Here is a 21,733-nt window from a genome sequence, read left to right on the forward strand (position 1 = left end):
CGGTTCGCTCAACGGTAAGGTCGGGTGGTTTGCCGTCAGTCCGCTATCGTTCGATCAGATGCGCATGCGGTCGATCAAGACCCTGAGACCTCCGGAGACATGCCGTCGGCTTGGATAGTAGAGGAACAGGTCTCCCTTCACGGGGCACCATTCCTCCAGGCACAGGACCAGTGTCCCGGCGTCGAGGTGCGGCCTGGCGCGATCCTCCCAGACGTAGGCGAGGCCGCCTCCCTTGGCGGCCACCTCGATCATCAGTTGCTGGTCGTCGAGGGTGATAGGTCCATCGACCTCGACCTCGATGGCCTCGCCGTCGCGCTCGAACCGCCAGTTGAAGATTTTGCCACTGGGGAAGCGGTATCGGATGCCGGTATGCTGTGCGAGGTCCCGTGGATGCTCTGGACGAGAGTTCTTGCTCAGGTAATCCGGCGAAGCCACCACGACGAGACGCTGCACCGGGCCAATCCGGATGGCAACCATGTCGCGGGATAGCACTTCGCCGAACCGGATGCCGGCGTCAAAACCTTCCTCGACGATGTCGACCAAGCGGTCTGTGGACACGACGTCCAGGTGCAGACCCGGATTTCCCTCGGTCAGCGGAACCAGGACGTCGCGCAGCAGGAAGGGGGCAATCGAGGTTGGCAGGTTGATCCTGACCATGCCGAACGGCGTCTCCCGGAAGGTGTTCAGTCTCTCCTGAGCCCTCGCGATCTGGTCGAAGGCGGGTGCGAGTTCGGCGAGAAAGCGTTCGCCTGCGTCGGTCAAAGCAACGGATCGGGTCGTGCGCTGTAGCAACCGAACGCCGATGCGTTCCTCAAGGCTGCGGATTGCATGGCTGACAGCGGAGGAAGCGACGCCACGCTCAGTTGCGGCTTTCCGGAAGCTGCGATGCTTGGCAACGGCCAGGAAGGTCGACATCTCACCGAGCTCGCTCGCGCGCATTGTTCAGGTCCATTCATCACCGCGCGCAGAAACTAGCAGGTTATCGCAGCAGTCACCCATCCTTAGGTTCGAGACACCAGCCCATCCCCGATCCGCGGGAATGGCGCCCACGACAGGAAACACCCCATGACGCGCGTCGTACGCTTCCATGAAATCGGGGGCCCCGAGGTCCTCAAGGTCGAGGACGTGGCGGTACCGGCGCCGAAGGCCGGCGAGGTCCAGATCCGGGTCAAGGCGATGGGTCTGAACCGCGCCGAGGTGATGTTCCGGACTGGCCAGTACGTCACCGAGCCGACCTTCCCGGCCATTCTCGGGTACGAGGCCGCCGGCACCGTCGAAGCTCTCGGACCGGACGTCGATGGCCTCGCGCTGGGCGATGCCGTCAGTGTAATTCCCTGCTTCATGCTGGGGGAGTACGGCCTGCACGGCGAACTCGTGAACGCACCGGCCACCGGTGTAGTGAAGCACCCGGAGACGCTGTCCTGGGAGGAGGCGGCCGCCGCCTGGATGATGTTCACGACCGCCTACGGCGCGCTGATCGACATCGCGGACGTGAAGGCCGGCGAGACGGTGCTGATCCGCGCTGCGTCCAGCAGCGTCGGGCTCGCCGCCATTCAGATCACAAAGGCGCTTGGCGCCATCCCCGTTGCGTTGACCCGGCGCAGCAACAAGCGCGACGAACTCCTGGCCCATGGTGCCGCCCATGTCATCGCCACGGAGGAGCAGGACCTCGTCGCCGAGGTGAGGCGGATCACGGACGGCAAGGGCGCTCGCGTCGCCTTCGACCCGGTCGGCGGACCGGAGGTCGGTAAGATCCTTGAGGCGTTGAGCTCCCTCGGGATCTTCTTTCAGTACGGCGCGCTCGACACCACGCCCATCACGATCCCGGTCCTGTCGCTGCTCGGCAAGAACCTCACCGTGCGTGGCTACCAACTCTTCGAGATCACCCAGGACCCGGAGCGTCTTCGGAAGGCCAAAGTGTATATCGTCGAGGGCCTCGCTTCAGGGGCACTCAAGCCAGTCATCGCGAAAACCTTCAAACTCGATGGCATCGCCGAGGCGCATCGGTTCATGGAAAGCAACGAGCAGATCGGAAAGATCGTCGTTACGGTCTAGCCGCGGCGCGAGGGCTCGGTAGGGTCGCCCATGGGGGACGCGTCCGCTTGCGGACGTCCAGGATGATTGCGACGACCGGGCTACCATCCAGCAGCCCAATTTAGCCCGGGCTCGTTCTGCCAGCTTATTCATCTGCCGATTATTCAAGGAGGCCAGCGTCGTGATCGAGCTATGGCGGAGGCGCTACAACAGCATCCTCCCAGACCAGTCGGTCGGCTGCCACCCGCCAGCGCCAGAGGTCGTCATCTGGTCAGCAGAGCCAAGCAGCTCAGCGCCGTTCGCTCGCTCCGCCATCGTCACACGGCCGCTGACGCGCTAACTTTGTACTTGGGTCACCAGATGGGGCAGGCCGTGGCGTAATGGTGCCGATTACGGAGGATACCCCCATATTCAAGTTGGGCGGCGCATCCTAGCATCGTCGAAAATGGCCAGTACTTCACTACCGAGCGGACCGACTTCCAAGTTGCGCTGTCTTGGTGGAAGCGCATTACGATGTCTGGGAAGGCTGGCGTCGCCTACGTCCCGCCGGCCTACGCAAACGGGGCCTGCGCCGACGATCGCATCGTGTGCGAAATGGTTCCTCGCCGCTTCGTTTCCTATACAGGCCAACGACTGCAACGTTCAGGCATCATTGAACAATGGGGAGGGATATTCGGCCGCGTGGATGCCGATATGATCGCGTGCAGCAACGCAGATTACCGCGATTTGCCAAAGATATAGCGCAAAGCAGATAATCTTTGCGCTTTCGTCTAAATGTTCAAATTCAGCCAGCAGGCACAATTTGATGAGTCCCAAGCGAAGCGGCAATACCGTTTCGCTTGGGACTGAGTCCTCTTCAGCCATTCACCAACGGTAGCGCAGCTTCGCCAGCACGGTTTGACGATTGCCGTAGAAGCAGCCGGTCGCGGCGATGCAGGTCGATACGTAGGTCTTATCGAACAGGTTCGTCGCATTGACGGCGAGATCCACGCCTTTCAGCGCTGGATAGCGGTAGCCGAAATCATACCGAACGGCCGCGTCGACCAGGGTGACGACCGGAATATGATAGAGGTTGGCGTTGTCCCCCACCGAGGCGCCGATGTAGCGCACGCCCGCCCCGAGACCGAGCCCGGCCCAATCGCCCGTTCGGAATGTGTAGTCGAGCCAAGCCGATGCCTGGTGCTGGGGTACGAAGGGGAGTTCGTTGCCGATGATGCTTGCGCCGGCCGCATTCGCATTCGCCTTGGTGATCTCGCTGTTCATGGCGGCGTAGGAGGCGATCAGGTCGAGACTCTCGGTCAGGCTTGCCTTGACCTCCAGTTCCACGCCGCGGACGCGGGCCTCGCCGGTCTGTGCATTGAACCGGAAATCCGTCGGGTCCGGTGTCAGAACGTTCTTCTGCGTCAGATCGAATACCGTTCCCGTCATCAGGAGGTTCGTACCGGGCGGCTGAAACTTGATGCCGCCTTCGATCTGCTCACCCTCCGTCGGTGCGAAGGGCTGACCGGCGCGGTCCGTCCCGGCCGTGGGCTGGAACGAGGTGGCGTAGCTGATGTAAGGGGCCAATCCGCCGTCCAGCAGATAGCTCAGCCCGACGCGGCCCGTGAAAGCAGCGTCATCCTGTTTCACTCGCGTGAGTGCGCCGGTCGCGGCATTCGTCGTGCGGGTCACCGCGTCGGCCCAGTCCTGACGCCCGCTGACGGTCAGGCGGAAGCCGCCGAAGCGGATCTCGTCCTGCGCGTAGAGTCCGGTCTGGTTTCGTCCCTGGGTGATCCGCGTACCGAGCGGGGGACGCGTGACCGTGCCTGCATAGACCGGGGCGAACACGTCGACGGATGGCACGATCCGGAGCTGGGACTCATCGTACCGGGCATCCTCGCGCAGGTAGTCCGCGCCGAGGAGAAGCGTATGCGCGAAGGGGCCGGTGGAGAAGCGGGCTTCGGCCTGGTTGTCGATGTTGAACAGGTCCGACCGCTCCGGGAAGGCCCAAGCGTAGCGGGAGAGCGTGCTGTTATCGGCGCCGAGGCCGATTGCCTGCACACGCTGGGTATTGGCGTCGACATGCGAGTAACGCAGGTTCTGCCGGACGGTCCAGACGTCGTTGAAGCGATGTTCGAACGCGTATCCGATGAAGCCTTGCTGCAGCTTGAACCGGTCGTAATTCGGCTCTCCGATGAAGCGTTTCGTAGGGATGCGGCCCTTCGGGTTCGCGTAGAGTGTGCCCAGGGCGGGCAATCCCTGAGGCGCTCCCCCGCCGGGCGAATCGATGTTGAGATATTGTGACAGGATCGTCAGGGACGTATCGGCATCCGGCCGCAGGGTGAGGCTCGGCGCGATGAAGACGCGGTCTTCCTCGAGATAGTCGAGTTGCGTTCCCGTGGTGCGGGCCAGACCGGTCAGCCGATAGAGGATCTTGCCTTCAGGATCGATCGGCCCGGACAGGTCGAAGGCGGCTTGCGCACGCCCGAAACTACCGGTCTGGAGTTGGATTTCACGCAGAGGTGTCGCCGTCGGGCGCTTGCTCACGAGGTTGAGCAGGCCCCCTGGGGAATTCTGACCATACAATCCCGACGATGGCCCCTTCAGCAACTCGACACGCTCGAGACCATAGGATTCGACACGCGGTTGCGAGTAGCCCCGGGCTCCGAAGGGCAACCGCAATCCATCGAGGTAGCGGCCCGGCACGAAGCCGCGGACGTAGAGCCAATCATAGCGCACATCCGTGCCGTACTGGTTCATCACGCCGGGCGTGTAGAGCAGGGCCTGACTGACGCTCTGGGCCTGACGGTCCTCGATCTCCTTCCGCCCAACCACGTTGATGGCCTGAGGGGTCTCCAGGATCGGCGTTCCGGTTTTGGTCGCGGTTGCGCTGCGGCGGGCGACATAGCCGTGGACGGGACCGATGGCGTTCTCGCCCGACACCTCCAGCATGTCGAGGGCAACGGCCCCGGCCTGATCCGGGGCGACGATACCGGCCTGTGCCACCACGCGCAGGAGGGTGGCGGATCGCTCGGCGGTGAACTGGGGCGTCAGTCCCGTGCCGGCCAGGAGCCGCCGCAACCCTTCGGCGCGGTCATAGCGTCCGACGACCGCGACCGAGCGCAGATATCGGGTGGCGCTGCTGTCATAGATCAACTGAACGCCACTGGCCGCGCCATAGGCGGCGAGCGCTTCGTCGAGGGGCATGGCGGGTAGGGCGAAGTCGATCGCCGCGTCCTGGGCCGGCATGAATGCCGATGCCTGGACGAGATGTAACCGACCCATCGTTACAGCCGGGCCGGCATGCTCGATCGCCGCCGAAGCCGGAGCCGGCATGGCGGCGACCAATGTCGCGAGACCGCTCAATCCAATGGCCATCCGGTACTGGTCCCGTCCCCGGTCTTGTCTGCTACGCCGCACCGTCATCAGCCCCATCGTCTCAAGGCGGCTTGCCACCGCTGTGCGACGGGTCGTGATCGCCCGTCTGATTCCTGAGACGCTGCGGAGCCCGTCACCCCGCAAGAAAAGTCCGTGACGAGTCAGCGCAGGATGACGAGCCGGTCGCCGAGCCTGAATTCGGAGAGAGCGAGGGCGGTGCGGATGTTCGTGAGTGCCTCCTCCGGACGCGACAGGTGGAAGATGCCCGTCACCCGCCGGATTGAAGCCGCCGAACTGCCCAACACGATCCGACCGGGGCGATAGCGGTTGAGATCGTTGACGACCTGAGACAACGGCGTGTCGCGGAAGACGAGAAGGCCGCGTCGCCACGCCGCTGTCGTCGCCGTGTCGATGGAATGAATGTCCCGCGCCCCACGCTTCGTGCCGACCCTCTGGCCGGCGGCCAGCACCGTCGGCGGCGCGCCCGGTTCCGCCACCACTTCGACGGAGCCCGAGAGGCAGGAGAGTTCGGCGTCCGTCCCGCCGGTCCAGCCGGTGAGCCCCTCGGCCGGACGGCAGCGAACGACGAACTCCGTCGCCATTCCGGGACGCGTGGCCACATGCGCCGGACCGACCGTCAGGGAGATCGGACGCGCATTGGCGGGGACCGTGACAGCGACGGCCCCCGCATGCAGGACGAGGGTGCCGGGTTCAGCCGTCCCGGCATCGAGGGCGGTTTCAGCATCGAGCTCGATCCGGACCCCTCCCGGCAGATCGATCGTCCGCACCTCTCCGGTGCCGGTTCGGAAATCCGCGCTCAGTTCGGGCCAGCTCGCCAGAAAGGCAGCCCCACTCGCGGCGATGGAGGCCGAGGCGATTCCCAGCCCCGCCCCCCGGAGTATCCGGCGGCGGGAGATGTCACGCGGTGCCTCGCGGACAAGGGCAGGTGCGACCTGCTTCGGGAGCGCGATACCGGCTTGGCGCCACAGCTTTGAGGCCGCGATGAAAGCGGCATCGTGCTCGGGCCGCGTGCGCCACGCGGTAAGGGCCTCCGCATCGGCATGCGTTGCCGTCCCGGACGTCAGCCGCACGATCCAGGCACGAGCCTCCCGTTCGACGGCCGCCGCGTCGCCGGATCCGAGTTCCCGGTCGTGATCCCCGGCCATCATAGCCTTCGTGCCTTCTCCTCGTGGACACGCCGCAAGAGCATTCCCAGACTGTGGCGTGCAAGGGCTACTCTCCCGGAGCGACGGCTTAGACAGCCTATCCGACCGGATGCTCGGAGCCTTCGCCGGTTATTGGCATGACTCTGCAACACAGCCCCTCGGTTGCGGGCCGTTACGTTGGAAGACGCCTCCGCCCGTGCCGCCCCGCAATCAGCGTCCATGGTGATCGATCCGTAGGCGCTCGGCGCAATGGTCCAGTGCCATCCGAACCTCCGATTCGACCGTGCGGAGCGAAACACCGAGATGCGTGGCGATGGCCGCATGGCTCATGCCCTCGATCCGGCTGAGACGGAAGGCGGTCGCCCGGCGAGGCGGCAACTCGGACAGCGCCTGCGTCAGACGGCGGAGATCGGCACGTGCCTTGGCATCCCGGTCCGGCCCCGGTGCCTCATCCGGCACCGAAAGATGGGCGGCAATGTCCTCCGCGCTGAGCAGGCGTGCCCGACGTGCCTCCGCTCGCCGATGATCGATCGCCAAGTTCGCCGCGACCTTGAACAGGAATGCGCGTTCGTTCTGCAGCGGGGGATCGTCCAGGGCGACGTGGGCCACCCGAAGAAACGTCTCGTGCGCGAGATCGGAGGCTTCGTGAACCCCCACCTTCCGACCGAGAAACCGCAAAAGTGCCTCGCGATGGGTGCGATAAAGTATGCCTAGCCGGGACTCCTGTTCGGACTGCGTTCGGGAAACGCGGAGCATTTCGAGTGCCGAGTTAAAGCATCCTGGAACAGATGCGCGTAAAGGATCGGATTGCAAAATTCCGATACACACACAAGAGGCAATTCACACAGAGCAGCGATGTGATCAATATTAGAATCGATACAATTAAATAATCAATCCGCCGCCATTCAGGGAGCGTACGCAGCTACGACATCGATGCGCTCCTCGATCGTCTCACCGAGGAGGCTCATTGTACGGAGCGCAAATGGATTTGCGGTAATTACTCCGTGCTCCCCCGAGTGATATCATACAGTGACGCATCGCCTTACCTCCTGCGCCCGCTTCTCGGAGGCAGATCCTCCGTCCCGTCCAACTCTTTGTCCGTTCGTCGTGTGTCGAAACAGGCTGCGGTGAGGCGTCCTTTCAACCGGATGCCTCACACTGCTTCGATGCCGCATTGCCCCTGCCGACATTGCAGGAACGATCGAAATCACTGGTCGAAGCCAACGCGATCATGCCCGCGCTACAGCGGCCGAATCTCTTCGCGGCACGCTCAAACTTCCCGACACTCGAACATCAGCGCAGCCGACTCGAATTCAGTGAGGCGGGCCGTGCAAGACCGAAGGCGCCGATGAAAGTGCCGGGATAAGACCCATCCCATGTCACATCCGGCCTTGGCGCGTCGTCACCCACACGGACCAATCACGTGGGGAGAGTGCGATGACCAAAGCTATTCGGCTGCTGGCTGGCCTTCTTGGCGCAGGATTGATCGGCAACGGCCTCTCCATGCTCGCCGCACCCGAGGCTTGGTATTTCGCCGTGCCGGGCGTGACCTCGACAGGCCCGTTCAATCAGCACTTCCTGCGAGATATCGGCCTGATCTTCGTGCTGATCGGATCGGGATTTGTGTACGGTGTCGTGAGACCCGGCTCGCGTGTCCTGCTCTGGACCATGGGTGCGACCTGGCTCTCGGGCCATGCGCTGTTCCATGTCTGGGAGGTGGCCGTCGGCATTTGCGGACCGGAGGTTCTGCCTCGCGACTTCCCCGCGGTGACACTTCCTGCGCTTATTGCGGTCGCCCTCAGCATCTGGTCGTTCCGCCATGCCGACCATTGACGATCCGACCCTCGTCTTCGAGCAGGAGCGGGTGCGGCTCGTCCGGCTCGCCTACCGCATGCTCGGGTCCATCGGCGAGGCCGAGGATGTCGTACAGGACGCCTGGCTCCGCTGGCGGCGCGTCGACCATGCCGAGGTCGGCTCGGCCGGTGCCTTCCTGTCACGCACGGTCACGCGGCTCTGCCTGGACGTCATGAAATCCGCGCGGGTACGGCGCGAGACCTATTTCGGGACCTGGTTGCCCGAGCCCAACGCCATGGCCCCGGACGAAGACCCGGGCGACGACCTGACACTCACGCTGATGTTGGCCCTGGAGCGGCTCTCGCCGCTGGAGCGGGCCGCGTTTCTCCTGCACGATGTCTTCGCGGTTCCGCTCGCGGACGTCGCGGTCACGCTCCGGCGTGAGCCGCCGGCGGTTCGTCAACTCGCCGCGAGGGCCAGGAAGCACGTGCAGTCCGCCCGCCCGCGCTTTCCGGTCGAGAGGGAGGAGGGGGCGCGGATCGCGAAAGCCTTCTTCGAGGCATCGGCGACAGGCGACGTCGCGGCCCTGCGCAGCATGCTCGCCGATGCCGTCGTCGTGCACTCGGACGGCGGCGGGAAGGTGCACGCATTCCCGCGGCCCATCGTCGGCATCGAAAAGGTCACGCGCATGTTCGAGGGCGCCGCGCGAAAATCGTGGATCCAGCATGCCCAAAAGCTGCAGGACCTCTGGATCGATGGCCTGCCGGGCTATGTCAGCCTGGAGCCGGGCGGAATGCTCCAGACCGTCGCCCTGGATATTCAGGCCGGACTGATCGTCGGCATCTACTTCACCCGCAATCCGGACAAGCTCCAGCGGATGGCCATGCGGTTCGGAGGGATGCTGGGAGCGCCGGTGTCTCACTGAGCCTCAACGGCGGGCGATTGCCAGTTCCCTGCGGCAGACGATCGAGAACGCGCAGAGCGGATCGAGGTCCCTGGCATGGCGGATGTCCGAGAAGGCGGCGAGATCCTTGTTGGGAGCGAAGTAGGTCTCGCCGATGCGCTGCATGACACGCTCGGCCTCTTCGAGTGTCTCCGGCTCTCCGAAGAGCCGGATCTTGTTCACGATGGCATAGAGGTTGACCAGCTTGGCCGGGTCGTCGAGGTCATGCTCGAAGGCGTCGCCGAACAGGGTCGAGGCCTCGCGGATGAACTCGCCGTAGAGTGCCTCCCGTCGCGCGCGGTCCTGCACCAGGAGCGTCGCGCGCTCCTGGCTGTGCTGCGTCAACCATGTGGTCGCGAAGGAGGCCATCGCGCCGATGGCCGACCCCGCAAGCGCGGACAGCGCCGAGATATAGGCCGCATCCACCGGCGGGGAGCCTCAGGCCACGCGCTTCGGCTGCGCCGCCAGCCAGTCGCCGTAGCGCCGCTGCGAAAGCCACGCGTCCCCGGTGGGCGTCAGCCAAGGCCCTCCAAGGACCACCCCGAAATACGGTGCGGTGTCGTCCGTGATGACGTCGCGTGTCTCGCCGATGCCGTCGAAGTGATGCTTCACCAATTCGGCCATCGGCAGCCGGTCAGGGCCGGCGATCTCGATCATGCCGTTCCGGGGTGGCGCCAGGGCAAACTCGGCGACCTTCGCGGCCACGTCGGCAGATGCGATCGGCTGGATCGACGCGGAGGTGACGCGCGCAACGCCGTCGACGATGGCGGCCTCCGCAATCGCCGCGACGAATTCGAAGAACTGCGTGGCACGGACAAGCGTCCACGGCACGCCCGCCGAGGCGATCAGCTCTTCCTGGGCGAGCTTGGCTCGGAAGTAGCCGCTGTCGAGCAGGAGTTCGGTCCCGACGACCGAGAGCGCGACATGGTGGGAGACGCCGGCATTCTTCTCGGCCTCCGCGAGGTTCCGTCCGGCATGAACGAAGAAGTCCATCGCCGCCTCGTCGGCGAAGGACGGTGAGTTGGCGACGTCGATCACGACGCCGGCGCCCCGCAACGCATCCGCGAGGCCTTCGCCCGTGACGGCGTTGACGCCGGTATTCGGCGAGGCCGCAAGGACCTGGTGGCCGGCGGCTTTGAGAATGGTGACGACCTGCGAGCCGATCAGCCCCGTGCCGCCGATGACGACGATCTTCATGTGACGCTCCATCTTGTCTCCAGTCCCATCGGGACCGGTCGCCGTCATGACGAGGAATGCCCCTCGCGGTGTGACATCGGCGCGGACGATCGATGCGTCCGACTCGGGACCGGCGAGGGCTCGCCATGTGGGATGCTCGCGACGGGCGCAGCCTCGGAGAAAAAGCGTCCCGGTTCGGGCGTGCCGGGACAGTGTGATCCCATGGAAACCGCTCCTCGGGACGGATCCCGAGGAGCGGCGATTGCCGATGGATCATGCGTGCGCGTACCCCGGTTCGAACGGACGACCGGGTCGGCACTGACCCCATGCCTTCAGTAGTCCCAGAACACGGGAACCCACCGAAAGGCGTCGCCATCGACCGCGACCCGACCGACCGACGGGAACGGCAGGTGCGTGGCGATCAATTGCTCGCCCGTCGCCGCCAGTTCCCGCAGAAGCCGGACACGAACGCGAGCCGCCTCCTCGGGATCGTGTTCGAAGCCATTGTGCCAGTCCGGGTGCTCGAACCCGACCGTGAACACGGCGTCGCCGGCGAATGTCAGCCGGTCGCCGCCGGATGCCAGGCGGACCACGCTGTGCCCGGGAGTGTGGCCACCGGTGCGATGGACGACCACCCCCGGCGCGACCTCGTGCTCTTCATCGAACAGCCGCAACTGGCTGCGGTACACCTGCGCGAACCGCTTGGCGGCCGCCCGAAGCGCGTCCGGGAACCCCTGTGGCATGTCGACATGAGTAAAGTCGGGCGCTTCCCAGAATTTGACCTCGGCGGCCGCCACATGGATCCGCAGGTCCGGGCGCAGCCGCTCCTTCACTCCCTCGACGAGGAGCCCGCCGACATGGTCCATGTGCATATGGGTCAGCACCACGTCGGTCACGGACGCCAGATCAATACCGGCGGCCTCCAATCGCCTGACCAGTTGCCCGGCCCGCGGCAGGTTGAGGTTCGGGTCCAGCCCCAATCCGGCGTCGATGAGAATGGTCTGGCCGCCACTGCGGACAACCACCACGTTCAGCGACCAGTCGAACGCGTCCGGCGGCAGGAACATGTCGTTCAGCCAAGTCGCCCTCTCGGCCGCCTCGACGTTGTGTCCCAACATCTTGGTCGGGAGCGGCAGCACTCCGTCGCTGACGACCAGCACGTCGATCTCACCGATCCGCACTGCGTAGCGCGAGGGCACCAACTCCTCAGCCCCCACAGGTGGAGCGCCAGCATATCCCGGATCGGTTCGTCCGGTATTGGTCGTCACTGCAGTCGTCATCGTCATCCCTTTCGTGGGACGCGCTTGCATCTGGCTCGTTAGGATCACGAAACGCGCGTCATGCCACAGGGACGAGACTGGGTCGGCAGATGTGACATGAGCGATGAGGCCTCGAACTCATCGCTTCTGGATGAACGGTTCTCCTCGATACTTCCCCTCTGGAGCGGACGGTCCCTCTTCCGACCAATAAGAAGCTTCGAAGCTGGTACCGAGCGTCGGGTTTCCACGTATGGGCCCGTCTCATTCCCCGCAGAGGAGTCGGGGGCTCGTCCGCACGCGAGGGCGACGAGAGGCTTCCGTGAGAAACTCGCTGCCCGGATCTTCTATCGCTGCGTGGATTCCACGAAAAACCGCTTCGAGATTTCGGTGCGCACATGTTCGCGGAACAGGCGTACGCGTGCCGGCAAATTCCGTCCCGCCAGGCTCACCGTCCTCGATGTCCCGCCCGTGGTGGCCCACGGTCCGCGAACCCGGACGAGCAGGCCCCCTTCGACGTCACGGGCGGCGATGAGGCTCGGGAGGTGCCCGCCCCGGCCAGGGTCAGTCGAAGCGTCGTCGCGACGTCGCTCGCCCGGATGGCGGGACGGATGCCGACCTGTTCCGTGCATTCCTTGCCGTCGTTGAGAAGGATGCCCATCACGCCGGGCCGCTCGCGCGCAACGACAACGTCGTGTTCCGCCAAAGCCGCCAAAGGCGGCGCCCTCGGCTTCGCGGCAGCGGCGCTCCGCACCGGCGCTGCCGGCCGCGTCGGTGCCGCCGATGAGAAGCACACGGCGCTCGACATTGATTTGTCGGTGTCCGCGGCGAGGGCAGCCTACGGCTCTCTCGTCGAAGCGGCGCCGAACCTTCCGAACCGCCGGCCGTTGCTGATCGACTTCAGCCGCACGGACGGACACATGACCCTCACGAAACTCGCTCTCACGACTACGCTGGCTGTCCTGTTGACCGCGCCGGCTTTCGCCGAGCAGCTGGCTCCCACCGGCGGGGCTGGGAACACTGGCGTCATGACGCCATCCATTGAGCCGGGTCCGGTGCCGCGGGCAAGCGGTGCGAGGGGCCGTCCTGCCGATGCTATTCCGGGCAATCCGAGCCCGGCTTCCGTTCCTGGCAGCACGCCGGACGTGAATATCGGCGGCACGCTCACCAGCAGCCCGCCCGGCACCGGTGGGACTTCGGGCGGACCATCTCTTAGCGGGCAGTAGATTGAAGCTTGACCATGTGACGGTGCGACACCAGACCCAGGCATACCAGCCGGAACACGCCCGCTCGCAGCGCATTCTAAGCTCACTTCTCCCAATTCAATGCGTCCAGATGGGCCTGACAAATGTACAATCACATTGAACGTGATCGTCTTGCTACGCCTGCAACCTTGGAACCAGTGGTGCGCGGCTCTAACTCCTTGACCGACATTGGGCGTAGAGAGCCAACCACTAATAGCGGGACGATCCAGCCTACGTCGGCACCTCCGGCTCCATATGTCAGAGCTGTATCTCCGTCGGTTTTTGAGAGTTTCGGCTCGTTCTCCTGAGGAGGCTTTCCCGCAACCAGATCCGTGGCGTCGGCCATACAACCGCGTGGCCGCCGTCACGGATGGGCTACGACCACTCGCCGTGTCGCGGGTTGTCGTAGCCCATCCGTTTGCCTTCCATGCGCGGACGAGCGTGTGAATGCAGTATGGAGGACTAGCGATAACCGTCGATACGTCATCCAGCCTCCCTAGCAGGAGGCAGCTTGACCGCGATCCCGCGAGCAAGGCCGCCCATGCGGATTTGCTCGACGATGATAAAAAGAAGCGTATCCTCTTTCTCGTCCCGCACGGGGCAAGGGAGGAAATAATGTCTGCAAAGTGGAAATCAGTTAAAGACGACCTGGACTGGAGCCTGAACCAAGGACAGGATGTAAAAGGTCGCGCTGAGTTGAGGGAGGCCTTCAGCAAGGGCGATGCAGAAGAAATAGGGCACGTGATCGAAGCGTTTAAAATGGGCCAGCGCGACAGCCATAAGCTTGCAAACCTAGCACGATGCGCCCAGGAGGACGACAAGAGGCTGTACAATATTGGGCGGAAACTGATCGAGATGAAGCCTTCATAAAAACCCAGTTGAGAAAGCGGATCGTAACACGAAGAACAGCTTAGGATTATTCAAGCTTCCTTCACTCGCCGTCTGGAGAGGTAATGGCTTTGCCCATCCTCGCGGTTTCTAGTTTTACGCCTCGCCCTGTTCTCTCATCCGCGGATGGCCGGCACTGACCTGTTCGCGCGGAGCGAAGGCGGCTACACCCGTCAGCTTTATGGCCCAGCTCGCGATATCGGTCCCTTCGGGGGGCGCGAGACGGCCTCGACCTCGTGAATCCGAGGCGGGGGCGGGGCCATCGACAGGGGTCACGACATGCGGTCCAGCCGAAGATTGTCCGAACGCTGGTTGACGCTCGGGCTTTGGCTCATCGCCCTCCTCTTCGGCTGGTTCCTGATCGGCCTTGGCGCCCTCATCGTCGGTGACCTGCCCCAGGTCGAGCACCGCTATACCCTCGAACAGTTCCTCGACGGACCGGCCGATGGCGCGGCGGCCGAGTCCCTCAAGCGGATCCGTCGCGAGCAGGACGACATCCGGCGCCGGACGGAGCAGGAGCAGCTCGCCCTCGATGCCGCGCGTTCGGCCTCGGAGGCTGCGCGCGAGACCTTCGCCAATTGGCTGAAGACCCGCGACGCCACGCAGCGCGTCGACCAGGATCCGGACCTCATCGCGCGCACGCAGGCGCTCGATGCGCTGAAGGGGGCGGAACGGACCATCGAGGAGCGGCTGGAAGGGCTGGCGAAGGCGCGGCTCGCCCTTTCCGAGCAGGAAGAACCGCTGACGCAAGCGGAGAGCGACCTGCGCGCGGCGGCTCAGGTCAAGCTCGACGCCGTCGAGCGGGAGCAGGAGCTACGCGTCTTCGGATACCGCCTCGCCTTGACCCTGCCTCTGCTGGGGCTGGCCGGGTGGCTGTTGCTGAAGCGGCGGCGGGGCCGCAACTGGCCGTTCGTCTGGGGCTTCGCCTTTGCGGCGACCTTCGCGTTCTTCGTCGAGCTCGTTCCGTATCTGCCGAGCTATGGCGGCTACGTGCAATACGGCGTCGGCGTCCTCGTGACCCTCGTCGCCGGCCGTGCGGCGATCGGTGCCCTGCAATCCTATAACGAGCGGCAGAAGCTGGCGGAAACGCGACCGACCGAGGAGCGCCGGGGCGAAATCGCCACGGATCAGGCGTTGGAGCGGCTCGCCAAGAAGTCCTGCCCGGGCTGCGAACGACCGATCGCCCTCGACGACCCGAACCTGAACTTCTGCCCTCATTGCGGCCTTGGCGCCTTCGAACGCTGCCCGACCTGCGACCACCGCAAGAGCACCTTCGAGCGCTTCTGCCGGGCCTGCGGAACGCCGTCCGCTCATGAGGTGCGCCCTGTCGCCACCTGACGGCGACACCCCAAGGGGCGTTAGATAAGCGGCGGACCGTCGGACCGCGGCCGACGGCCGGGCCGGATGGGGGACGTGGCGCGTGCGGGCGGGGAACGGCCCGGTTCCGCTTGGGAACACTGAACGATTGCAACCCGCTAAGCGCCGCGCTTAAACAGTTTTTAATGCTGATCTGTCTGTCTGATGTCTCCCCGACGGTCAGGAACGCGGTCCCGGCGTGACGCCGAGAACGATCAGCGTGAGATGAGATGAAGAAGCTCAGCCTGAGCCTGATGTCGATGAAATCGCTCTATGCCGTGGTGGCCGGAGCATCAGCGCTCGTGGGCATCCTCGTCGTTTCGGGCAGTCTCGCGGTCTCCAACCTGAGCCGTGATGAGGCGCGCAAGCCGCTGGAGGCCGCCCAAGCCTCCCAGCGCTTCGCCGCCGCCCTCGATCGCGGGGTCTACGACGTCGTCCAAGATCTCAAGACGCTCGCCGTCACCCTGAAGCAGACGTCCCAGCGCCTCGATGCGGATGAGCTTCAGCCGGTGCTGAGCGCATGGCTCAGGTTGCGTCCCGATTATGCCGAGCTCAACTTGGTGGGGCCGAATGGCCGCGTGAAGGTCGCCGGCAACGATCTCGGTTTCGGCCGGGACGTATCCGGCCGGTCCTGGTTCCTGCGCGCCAGGGCCTCCCAAGGCATCGTCGCCGTGCCGTCTCCGGGGGCGAACGGACGGACGGTGTTCGACATCGCGCTGCCGGTTCCGGGCCCTGCGGCCGGCGGAGAGGGCATTCTCGTCGCCCGCCTAAACGAGGCGTGGATCGGCGAGATTCAGGACAGGGTGCTGGCCGCCTCTGCCACGGCGAGCGGCCCCGTGACGAACGGCGTCATGGGCCTGTCCATTCTCGCTCCCGATGCGCGGCCGAGTTCGGGCCTCATGGCCCAACAGGCTTCTGGTGCCCGGGAGGTCGTGGAACAGGCGACGCCGAGCGCAGGATTTCGTGATCTCGCCCCGTCGGGCTGGCTCGCTGTCGCACGCGTGACGAATGCCGGAGCGCCGCGGAGCATCGAGGCCTCCCTTCCCGATAAGGGGAGCGTGGTGCTGTGGCTGGCCGTCTGTCTTCTGACGGCCTGCGGCGGCTGGATCGTCGGCGATCGCATCGTGCGGCGGCTCAAGCTGATCGGCGAGAGCGAGCAGGGCGTCTCGTCGCCCTCGCGCATCGCGGAATTATCGGAACACGAAGAGCGCCTCGTGGCACGGGAGCGCAGCGGTGTCCGCGCACTCCAGGAGACGCGCTCGGCCCTCTCGCGCATCCGGGAGCGCTTCCGCACCTTCGAATCCATGTCGGGCTGGACCTATTGGGAGATCGACACCGAGGCCGGCAGTGTCACCTGGAGCGACCCCGCCACGCACGCGAACCATGCGGTTCCGGACCGCGCCGTCGCCCTCACCGATCTCAAGAGCGGAATCGCCCCGGACGATCGCGACCTGATGGATTTCACGATGCGGTCGGCGCTGGACCAGCCCGGCCCGCATGACGTCGTCCTGCGCACCACCGGAAGTCTGGCGGAGAATGGCCAGCGGCGCCTCTTCGTCCGTTTCATCCGCGCCGAGGACGAGACGCAGTCGGCCAAGCCCACGATCCTGCATGCGCTGAGCCGCGAATTCGTTGGCGAGACCGTCAAAGACCCGAATTTCGTCGGTGGCGCGGAGGCGGAGGGCAGCGCGTCTCCGGTCGAGCGGCGTCGCCGGGAGACCGATGGTCCCGTGGAATCCCGGACCGGTACCGTCCTGCGCAAGGTCGTGGATGGGGTGATCCACGACTTCAACAACGTGCTCACCGTGGTCATCGCCAATCTGGCGACCCTTCAACGGCGTCATGATCTTCCCTCGAACCAGGCACGCCTGATCGATGCCGCCCTGGCGGGCGCCCAACGCGGATCGAGCCTGACCCGGCGCCTCGTCAACTTCGTGCGCCGCGACGATTCCGGCCTGCAGGAAACCGACGTGGCCGTGACGCTGACCGCCTTCGTCCCGTTCCTGGGCGCCAACGTGCTGCACCAGACCTCGGTGGAGACCCGGATCCGTCCGGGCCTCGCCAAGGTCCTGTGCAGCGAGAAGGTTCTGGAGGCCGTCCTTCTCAACCTCGCCTTCCATGTCCGCGACATCGGCTCGGAAGGGTTCGCCATCGGTGCCGACGAGAAGGTGCTCTCCGACGACGAGGGGATCGCACTCGCCTCCGGCCGTTACGTGCGGATCATCCTGGCCAGCGGCACGCCTGGTCGCCATGCCACGACCATACCCTCCAGTGACAGCGAGGCGACCAAGGCGGTGGCTGCTCTCCTCACCCAGGTCGGAGGTGGTTTCAGACTTCTGGCGGATGGCAGCAGTGCCACCGGCTTTCTCGCGGAAGTCTGGCTCCGCGCCGGGGATGCGCCCTCCGAAATCGAGGCGCAGGAAGCCGGCGCGCAGATGCCCGCCCTTCGGGTGCTCCTCGTCGACAGCGACAGCCTCGTGCGCCAGAGCTTCGCCGATGCGCTCACCGATCTCGGTCACGACGTCGTCCAGGCGGGCTCAGCAGAGCATGCCCTGGCCCTCGTCGACGAAGCGGCGACCTTCGACGTCATGATCGCCGATTGGGCCATGCCCGTGGTGAGCGGTCTCCAATTGGCCGTGACCATGACCAACCGCCATCCCCAGATCCGCGTCATTCTCGCGAGCCCGGGGGGACAGTTGCCGGCGAGCGCCCGCGCGTTCCTGCATATCGAGAAGCCATTCCGCTATCCGGCCCTGGCGGCGGTCATGCGCGAGGCCGCCCGCAAGAACGCGGCGGTCGCGGCCTGAGAAGGCGCGGGACGCCTCGTCCCGCGAGCTCGGACCGACAATCGCGGCTTCGTGGCTGGACTGGCGCAGGACGCACGTCCCACCGGCCGACGATCCTCGGACCGCGATCGATGATCGCGGCATCCGCCTCGGATGTCGCCGCGCCCCCGTCGCGGGATGAGCCGGCCTGTCACGGACGTATTGGCTTGAGCGTTCTCGTCCCGTTGCGACACAAGATCGCGCGTCGCCAAGTAAGTTTTCAGCAAGCTTACGAAGAATGTCGGCTTCCCGGCCGCCGTTAGCTCTCAGTTAACGTTGACGGAACATAAAAGAAAACGCGTCGATGATAACGGTACCCGTTGAGGGATGCATCCGGGCGCGCCGGGACAACAGGGTCGTGCCCCCATGAAGTGCTTTGCAACTCTTGCTACTGTCGTCGTCCCCGCTTTGCTCGTCGGGATGTCGGCTCAGGCGGCGGATTGGTACACGGGCGCCGAGCCCGTGGCGCGGGACGACGCCTGGACGACGGCCGTGGATGCCTCGGCGGCCGTCACCTCGAACAGTTCGGCCTTCGGTTCGGTGACGGGGACCTTTGCCACGGAAGGCACTCTGCTTCAAAGCGGCCCGCGTATTCGCGTCGAGGCGGTCGCCGGAACCTACAGCTATCCCGGCCAGGGCGTCGCCCAGCGGGTCAACGGCTACCAGCAGGAAGGCGCGCTCAGCGCCGGCTACGAGTGGATCTGGCGCGACGCGGCCTTGGCCGGCTTCGTCGGCTTCAACGTGAGAAGCAACCAGCTCTCGATTCTCGACCCGGACAACCCCGTGATCGGAACCGGAGTCGGGGCCAAGCTCGCCGCGAATTTCTACGCTCGGCCCACCGAGAACACCATGGTCTCGGCATATGGCTCCTACTCGACGCAGTTCAGCGCCTATTACACGCGCTTCCGCGCCGGCTACATGGTCGCCGACGGAATCTATATCGGGCCCGAGGCCATGGTCCTGGGCGACAATTTCTTCAGCCAGTACCGCATCGGCGCTCATGTCACCGGCTTCTCCATTGGCCCGATCAAGATGGCCGTTGGCGTCGGCTACGTGAAGGACCGGATCCAGGGCAGCGGCTACTATTCCAGTGTGGAGGCCCGGGCCGCGTTCTGAGGCCGTGCCTGCCGTGCTTCGTTTCGACGCGTCACACCATTCCGCGCTTTTTCGGCGTCGCAACCGCCCAATTGCATCCTAAACGACATATTAAGACCGAGATTTCTCGATTTTCAGCGTAGCAAGACAATCGCAACCGGTTGGCCGCAAAATGGCCGAGTCCGATGCCTGACGCTGCCGTGGATGTCGGATGCTGGAAGTTAAGCATTCTTCCTCACGACAGCTTCATGCACCCGCGCGATAATTGCTTGTGCCGACCGATTGCCCGCCCCCAAAGGGATACTCGTTTTGAGATCTGCATTGCGCTGGATCGTGTGGATGGTGTCCGCGGTCGCCGTTCTCGCTCTGCTGAGTCAGCCGATCAGCACGCAGGATCAGCTCGCGATGAGCCTGTGCGCCATGGTGGCGATGAGCATCCTATGGATTTTCTTCGACAATCCGCCGGCGCGGTTCGTCTTCCTGGCTCTCGGGAGCCTCGTGGTCCTGCGCTACATGTTCTGGCGCGTCACGAACACGTTGCCGTCCCCGTCCGATCCGGTGAGCTTCGGGTTCGGCCTCGTCCTGCTGCTGGGCGAACTCTACTGCGTCTTCATCCTCTTCATCAGCCTCATCATCAACGCCGATCCGCTGCGCCGCGCTACGCCGCCCCTGGGCCCGCCCGAGGACCTGCCCACCGTCGACATCTTCGTTCCGAGCTACAACGAGGATGCGGGGATTCTCTCCACGACCCTGTCCGCCGCCAAGCTCATCGACTACCCGGCCCACAAGCTCCATGTCTGGCTGCTCGATGACGGCGGCACCGACCAGAAATGCGCCGATCCCGACCCCGCGAAAGCGCAGGAGGCGATACAGCGGCGCAGCGAGCTTCAATCCCTGTGCAAGGCGCTCGGCGTCACCTATCTGACCCGGCCGCGCAACCAGCACGCCAAGGCCGGCAACCTCAATAACGGTCTCAAGCATTCGCAGGGCGAGATCATCGTCGTCCTCGATGCCGACCACGTGCCGTTCCGCTCCTTCCTGCGGGAGACGATCGGCCATTTCGCGGCCGACCCGCGCCTGTTTCTGGTTCAGACCCCGCACGCCTTCCTCAATCCGGACCCGATCGAGCGGAACCTGCGCACCTTCGACCGCATGCCCTCCGAGAACGAGATGTTCTACTCGGTGACGCAGCGCGGCCTCGACAAGTGGAACGGGTCGTTCTTCTGCGGGTCGGCCGCTCTCCTGCGCCGGCGCGCGCTGGACGAGGCCGGGGGTTTCTCCGGCGTCACGATCACCGAGGATTGCGAGACCGCCTTCGAGCTGCATTCGCGCGGCTGGAACAGCATCTACGTGGACACGCCGCTCATCGCCGGCCTGCAGCCCGATACACTGGTGGCCTTCATCGGCCAGCGCTCGCGCTGGTGCCAGGGCATGTTCCAGATCCTGATGCTCAAGAACCCGCTGTTCAAGCGCGGGCTCCACCCGATCCAGAAGCTCGCCTACCTGTCGAGCATGACGTTCTGGTTCTTTCCGGTGCCGCGCATGATCTTCATGTTCGCGCCCATGCTGCACATCTTCTTCGACCTGAAGATCTTCGTCGCCAGCGTCGATGAGTCGATCGCCTATACGGCGACCTATATCGTCATCAACCTGATGATGCAGAACTACGTCTACGGTAAGTTTCGCTGGCCCTTCGTCTCGGAGCTCTACGAATACGTCCAGGGCCTGTATCTCTTCCGGGCCATCATTTCGGTGATCGTTTCGCCGCGCAAGCCGACCTTCAACGTCACCGCCAAGGGAGCCGCCCTCGATCAGGACCACCTCTCGCCCATGGCGTGGCCCTATTTCGCGGTCTACTTCATCCTGCTCATCGGCTGCGGCACGGCCCTCTACCGCTACCTGTTCGAGCCAGGCGTCACCAACCTGATGCTGGTCGTGGGCCTTTGGAACTTCTTCAACCTCCTCACCGCCGGCGTGGCCCTCGGCGTGGCGGCGGAGCGCAGGACCACCGAAGCGAGCCCCTCGCTGGCGATCAACCGGCATGGCCGCCTCGTCTTCGGCGGGCGCGCTCTCGATGTCGCCATCGAACGCGCCTCTGCGTTGGGCTGCACGATCCGTTTCGGCGCCGAGGCGCTGCCGCCGGGAGCTGGGAGTACGCACCGCACCGGCCAGCTTTCCGTCGTCCCCATCGACGGTGCTCCGGTGCAGGTGCCGCTGCCGGTGGAGATCGGCGAAATGACCCAATCGGGCGACGAGATGGTGCTCAACCTCCAATTCCAGCCCCTCGACCCCAAGGGATACGGGGCGCTGGCGGGCCTGATGTACGGCGATGCCGGTGCGCTCCTGCGCTTCCAGCAGAGCCGCCGCCGGCACAAGAACATCCTTTCCGGCACGCTGCAGCTGATCTGGTGGGGCCTGGTCGAGCCGTTCCGCGCGGCGAGCTACGCCTTCAAGAGCGGACATGCATCTACGGCGGAGACCGTGGCCAAGGCAGGCCCGGTCCTGCCGAAACAAGGCGCGCAAGCCCCCCTCCTGGTGCAGCAGCCGGCCCCTTTCACCGCACCCGCCGACACGCAGCCCACCCTGGCCCTTATACACA

The 21,733-nt window shown here is 64.9% G+C and carries 17 protein-coding genes and 1 pseudogene; 10 read left to right on the top strand and 8 right to left on the bottom strand.

Annotated features, from left to right (window positions below; translation table 11 throughout):
- Positions 1–54 precede the first annotated feature (54 nt).
- Complete coding sequence (locus tag IPV08_RS04965; RefSeq protein WP_207410992.1) at positions 55–939, bottom strand: LysR family transcriptional regulator; 885 nt, start codon at positions 937–939, stop codon at positions 55–57.
- A gap of 126 nt (positions 940–1,065) precedes the next feature.
- On the opposite strand from IPV08_RS04965, the gene IPV08_RS04970 reads away from it, so the two are divergent.
- Together IPV08_RS04970 and IPV08_RS24445 are read left to right on the top strand one after the other, a co-directional pair.
- A complete protein-coding gene (locus IPV08_RS04970) occupies positions 1,066–2,055 on the top strand; it encodes a zinc-dependent alcohol dehydrogenase family protein (protein WP_207410993.1) in 990 nt (329 codons plus the stop codon).
- 145 nt (positions 2,056–2,200) lie between these two features.
- Positions 2,201–2,374: pseudogene (locus IPV08_RS24445) on the top strand (IS3 family transposase); the annotation flags it as partial.
- A gap of 302 nt (positions 2,375–2,676) precedes the next feature.
- Here the strand turns inward: IPV08_RS24445 and IPV08_RS04975 are convergent.
- The 4 genes from IPV08_RS04975 to IPV08_RS04990 form a co-directional block, all read right to left on the bottom strand.
- On the bottom strand, positions 2,677–2,898 hold the full coding sequence (locus tag IPV08_RS04975; protein ID WP_207410994.1) for a hypothetical protein: 222 nt from the start codon (positions 2,896–2,898) through the stop codon (positions 2,677–2,679).
- Positions 2,899–5,469 carry a TonB-dependent siderophore receptor gene (locus tag IPV08_RS04980; protein ID WP_348646076.1) on the bottom strand — a complete coding sequence of 857 codons (2,571 nt, stop codon included), beginning with the start codon at positions 5,467–5,469 and terminating at the stop codon, positions 2,899–2,901.
- Between the two features lie 83 nt (positions 5,470–5,552).
- Complete coding sequence (locus IPV08_RS04985; RefSeq protein WP_246747787.1) at positions 5,553–6,560, bottom strand: DUF4880 domain-containing protein; 1,008 nt, start codon at positions 6,558–6,560, stop codon at positions 5,553–5,555.
- A 207-nt stretch (positions 6,561–6,767) separates the two neighbouring features.
- On the bottom strand, positions 6,768–7,313 hold the full coding sequence (locus tag IPV08_RS04990) for an RNA polymerase sigma factor (RefSeq protein ID WP_207410995.1): 546 nt from the start codon (positions 7,311–7,313) through the stop codon (positions 6,768–6,770).
- A 681-nt stretch (positions 7,314–7,994) separates the two neighbouring features.
- On the opposite strand from IPV08_RS04990, the gene IPV08_RS04995 reads away from it, so the two are divergent.
- Entirely contained in the window at positions 7,995–8,390 is a 396-nt protein-coding gene (locus IPV08_RS04995; protein WP_207410996.1) for a hypothetical protein, read from the top strand.
- Positions 8,377–9,276, top strand: coding sequence for a sigma-70 family RNA polymerase sigma factor (locus IPV08_RS05000; protein WP_207410997.1), 900 nt, complete (start codon positions 8,377–8,379; stop codon positions 9,274–9,276). Before IPV08_RS04995 ends, IPV08_RS05000 begins: the two co-directional genes overlap by 14 nt.
- 3 nt (positions 9,277–9,279) lie before the next feature.
- Here the strand turns inward: IPV08_RS05000 and IPV08_RS05005 are convergent, their stop codons facing one another.
- From IPV08_RS05005 to IPV08_RS05015, 3 genes are all read right to left on the bottom strand, one after another.
- Positions 9,280–9,720: a hypothetical protein gene (locus IPV08_RS05005; protein WP_207410998.1), complete on the bottom strand. Its 441-nt coding sequence runs from the start codon at positions 9,718–9,720 to the stop codon at positions 9,280–9,282.
- Positions 9,721–9,732: 12 nt separating this feature from the next.
- Positions 9,733–10,491 (bottom strand): SDR family oxidoreductase, encoded by a 759-nt coding sequence (locus tag IPV08_RS05010; RefSeq protein ID WP_207410999.1) that lies wholly within the window; start codon positions 10,489–10,491, stop codon positions 9,733–9,735.
- 311 nt (positions 10,492–10,802) lie between these two features.
- Complete coding sequence (locus IPV08_RS05015; RefSeq protein WP_246747788.1) at positions 10,803–11,750, bottom strand: MBL fold metallo-hydrolase; 948 nt, start codon at positions 11,748–11,750, stop codon at positions 10,803–10,805.
- A 629-nt stretch (positions 11,751–12,379) separates the two neighbouring features.
- Here IPV08_RS05015 and IPV08_RS24450 point away from each other — a divergent pair.
- From IPV08_RS24450 to bcsA, 6 genes are all read left to right on the top strand, one after another.
- Positions 12,380–12,952, top strand: a complete 573-nt coding sequence (locus tag IPV08_RS24450; protein WP_246747789.1) for a hypothetical protein — start codon at positions 12,380–12,382, stop codon at positions 12,950–12,952.
- A 465-nt stretch (positions 12,953–13,417) separates the two neighbouring features.
- Positions 13,418–13,840 (top strand): hypothetical protein, encoded by a 423-nt coding sequence (locus tag IPV08_RS05025; RefSeq protein ID WP_207411001.1) that lies wholly within the window; start codon positions 13,418–13,420, stop codon positions 13,838–13,840.
- Between the two features lie 297 nt (positions 13,841–14,137).
- Positions 14,138–15,196, top strand: a complete 1,059-nt coding sequence (locus tag IPV08_RS05030; protein ID WP_207411002.1) for a zinc ribbon domain-containing protein — start codon at positions 14,138–14,140, stop codon at positions 15,194–15,196.
- A gap of 248 nt (positions 15,197–15,444) precedes the next feature.
- Positions 15,445–18,021: a response regulator gene (locus IPV08_RS05035; protein ID WP_207411003.1), complete on the top strand. Its 2,577-nt coding sequence runs from the start codon at positions 15,445–15,447 to the stop codon at positions 18,019–18,021.
- A 384-nt stretch (positions 18,022–18,405) separates the two neighbouring features.
- Positions 18,406–19,155, top strand: a complete 750-nt coding sequence (gene bcsS / locus IPV08_RS05040) for a cellulose biosynthesis protein BcsS (protein WP_207411004.1) — start codon at positions 18,406–18,408, stop codon at positions 19,153–19,155.
- Between the two features lie 318 nt (positions 19,156–19,473).
- Positions 19,474–21,733, top strand: a 2,260-nt coding sequence (bcsA, locus tag IPV08_RS05045) for a UDP-forming cellulose synthase catalytic subunit (RefSeq protein WP_246747790.1), incomplete at its 3' end; no start/stop codon positions are given.

It is taken from the genome of Methylobacterium sp. SD274 (genome assembly GCF_017355285.1).
Taxonomy (GTDB): Bacteria; Pseudomonadota; Alphaproteobacteria; order Rhizobiales; family Beijerinckiaceae; genus Methylobacterium.

Excerpts from the sequence above, each read along its gene's own strand:
- IPV08_RS04965 (WP_207410992.1), bottom strand. The coding sequence starts at position 939 with ATGCGCGCGAGCGAGCTCGGTGAGATGTCGACCTTCCTGGCCGTTGCC.
- IPV08_RS04970 (WP_207410993.1), top strand. The coding sequence starts at position 1,066 with ATGACGCGCGTCGTACGCTTCCATGAAATCGGGGGCCCCGAGGTCCTC.
- IPV08_RS04975 (WP_207410994.1), bottom strand. The coding sequence starts at position 2,898 with ATGGCTGAAGAGGACTCAGTCCCAAGCGAAACGGTATTGCCGCTTCGC.
- IPV08_RS04985 (WP_246747787.1), bottom strand. The coding sequence starts at position 6,560 with ATGATGGCCGGGGATCACGACCGGGAACTCGGATCCGGCGACGCGGCG.
- IPV08_RS04990 (WP_207410995.1), bottom strand. The coding sequence starts at position 7,313 with ATGCTCCGCGTTTCCCGAACGCAGTCCGAACAGGAGTCCCGGCTAGGC.
- IPV08_RS04995 (WP_207410996.1), top strand. The coding sequence starts at position 7,995 with ATGACCAAAGCTATTCGGCTGCTGGCTGGCCTTCTTGGCGCAGGATTG.
- IPV08_RS05000 (WP_207410997.1), top strand. The coding sequence starts at position 8,377 with ATGCCGACCATTGACGATCCGACCCTCGTCTTCGAGCAGGAGCGGGTG.
- IPV08_RS05010 (WP_207410999.1), bottom strand. The coding sequence starts at position 10,491 with ATGAAGATCGTCGTCATCGGCGGCACGGGGCTGATCGGCTCGCAGGTC.
- IPV08_RS05015 (WP_246747788.1), bottom strand. The coding sequence starts at position 11,750 with ATGACGACTGCAGTGACGACCAATACCGGACGAACCGATCCGGGATAT.
- IPV08_RS24450 (WP_246747789.1), top strand. The coding sequence starts at position 12,380 with ATGCCCATCACGCCGGGCCGCTCGCGCGCAACGACAACGTCGTGTTCC.
- IPV08_RS05025 (WP_207411001.1), top strand. The coding sequence starts at position 13,418 with ATGCAGTATGGAGGACTAGCGATAACCGTCGATACGTCATCCAGCCTC.
- IPV08_RS05030 (WP_207411002.1), top strand. The coding sequence starts at position 14,138 with ATGCGGTCCAGCCGAAGATTGTCCGAACGCTGGTTGACGCTCGGGCTT.
- IPV08_RS05035 (WP_207411003.1), top strand. The coding sequence starts at position 15,445 with ATGAAGAAGCTCAGCCTGAGCCTGATGTCGATGAAATCGCTCTATGCC.
- bcsS (WP_207411004.1), top strand. The coding sequence starts at position 18,406 with ATGAAGTGCTTTGCAACTCTTGCTACTGTCGTCGTCCCCGCTTTGCTC.